The organism is Psychrobacter sp. JCM 18903 (genome assembly GCF_000586475.1).
Taxonomy (GTDB): Bacteria; Pseudomonadota; Gammaproteobacteria; order Pseudomonadales; family Moraxellaceae; genus Psychrobacter.
The window spans coordinates 1-1,818 of sequence record NZ_BAWJ01000051.1 but is presented as its reverse complement, the minus strand read 5'-3'; the positions used below and the strand labels follow the sequence as shown (position 1 = coordinate 1,818).

Genomic DNA, 1,818 nt, shown 5'->3' with positions numbered 1-1,818 from the left:
AAAGTAACCCCCTTGCACTTTGTGTAAGGGGGTTTTCTTTTGGCTGGGTTTTAGTGAGTAAAATACATTTATTTCACTTTTTCTAATAACTTCATAGTTAGAGATCTATTTATAATGTGAAATTAGTGCTAGATTTACAGAATAATAATTGCTAACTTTTATTAAGTATTCAGGGACCAGTGGAAAATGGATGATTATCAGAACCCAGAAACTGGGAAAACATATATAAGTCCCAGACTTAAAGCTTTTGGTCATTCTGATAGAAACGTACGTATAGCTTCTAAAATAATTGATTCGCCCCATTCATATGCCTTTGCCAGAGTTAAAGATGAAGTGGTTCTTCGTCACAAGGAAAATGCAAAATCTTATATAACAGCAAAATTTATAGAAGATACAAGAGGCTTATTTTTATTAAATATACAGGGCTATACTGTTGCAACCGATAATCCTCACAATGCTAGTTTTTCCTTCGTCGGAGACGAAATTGGCAAACTTCTAGAATTTATTCGGAATATTCAATCAGTTGATTTAGATAAACCTTCACGAATCAAAATTACAGATGAAGAGTTGAATAAGGTTTTACTATCGAATGCTCAAACAAAGCGTATTTTGCACGATAATCAAGAGCTATTTGCTGAGGTCTTAAGGTCAGAAGTCACAAAAGAGGATATTGTTGCAGTTGCATACCGAAAAAAGCAACTCGATGTCTATGAAAAGCTATTAAACGACGCAAACTATTTTAATAAAATCAAAGGAATAAAAAAAACTCATAATGAAGGGCTTTGGCAAAAGTACTTTGAAAAAAATTCTTGGATTTTTGGTTATGGTCTAGGATATATCTTTCTAGAGGGGCTAAATGATAAAAAGTTAGAACAGGTAGTACAAGGTCATAATGTTAATATGCATGGTAAGCGTGTCGATGCTCTTATGAAACTAGAGGTATCATATCTAACCTATGCTTTGTTGAAATTAAAACACATGAAACTCAGCTACTTGAATCTACGCCCTATAGGTCAGGGTGTTTTGCTCCATCGAAAGAGTTGGCAGGTGCAATATCTCAAGTACAAGGAACAGTAGCTTCCGCTATTGATAGCCTTTTTAATAAGATTAGTATAGATGATAAATTTGGCAATCCTACTGGAGAAGAAATATATAACTACCAATCCAAGGCTTATCTTGTGATTGGTAATATGAGTGAGTTTATAACAGAAAAAGGTGTCAATAAGGATAAGCTTAGGTCGTTTGAACTGTTTAGAAAGAATATATCTAGCCCAGAAATAATAACTTTCGATGAGTTATATGAACGTGCTAGATTTATTGTAGTTCATAATCAAAGCTAAGAAAATGTGACTATTAGGTTGTTTTGTCATTGAGAATTGAAATGAGTGGCAAAATCACTATTATTTAATATTTGAATTTATCGATAAGAAATTATGCATGAGCTAGGAGTAAATTATCATTACTGAGTTGCTAATTAAGTATGCCTCTTTAGCTCCGTATGTCACTGCTTTTGGTGTTATTATTGCTTTTGTGCAAATTTTTCGAAGTAATACACAGCAAAGAGTGATATTCGAAGATTCAATTAATAAAGAATATCGCGATATAATTCAGCGTATACCATATAAAGCACTGATTAATGAAGATATTGGTCTTGTTGAAATAGATGCTGTTAATAATGAGATATATAACTATATGGATCTTTGTAATGAGCAAGTCTATTTACGTATATCTAATCGAGTGTGTAAGAAAACATGGAATAATTGGCAAGAGGGTATGAGGACAAATTTTGAGCTAAAAACATTTAATGATACTTTAACC

3 protein-coding genes are annotated in these 1,818 nt (G+C 32.6%); all 3 read left to right on the top strand.

Features of this window, described 5'->3' with window-relative positions:
• The first annotated feature begins 186 nt into the window (after positions 1-186).
• Positions 187-1,077: a Shedu immune nuclease family protein gene (locus TT12_RS14965; protein ID WP_243443763.1), complete on the top strand. Its 891-nt coding sequence runs from the start codon at positions 187-189 to the stop codon at positions 1,075-1,077.
• Entirely contained in the window at positions 969-1,340 is a 372-nt protein-coding gene (locus TT12_RS18000; RefSeq protein ID WP_243443764.1) for a Shedu anti-phage system protein SduA domain-containing protein, read from the top strand. Before TT12_RS14965 ends, TT12_RS18000 begins: the two co-directional genes overlap by 109 nt.
• Before the next feature lie 127 nt (positions 1,341-1,467).
• On the top strand, positions 1,468-1,818 hold a 351-nt coding region (locus TT12_RS14960; protein WP_207804115.1), incomplete at its 3' end, for a hypothetical protein.

Bases quoted from the DNA above. Each gene is read 5' to 3' on its own strand.
- TT12_RS14965 (WP_243443763.1), top strand. From the start codon at position 187: ATGGATGATTATCAGAACCCAGAAACTGGGAAAACATATATAAGTCCC.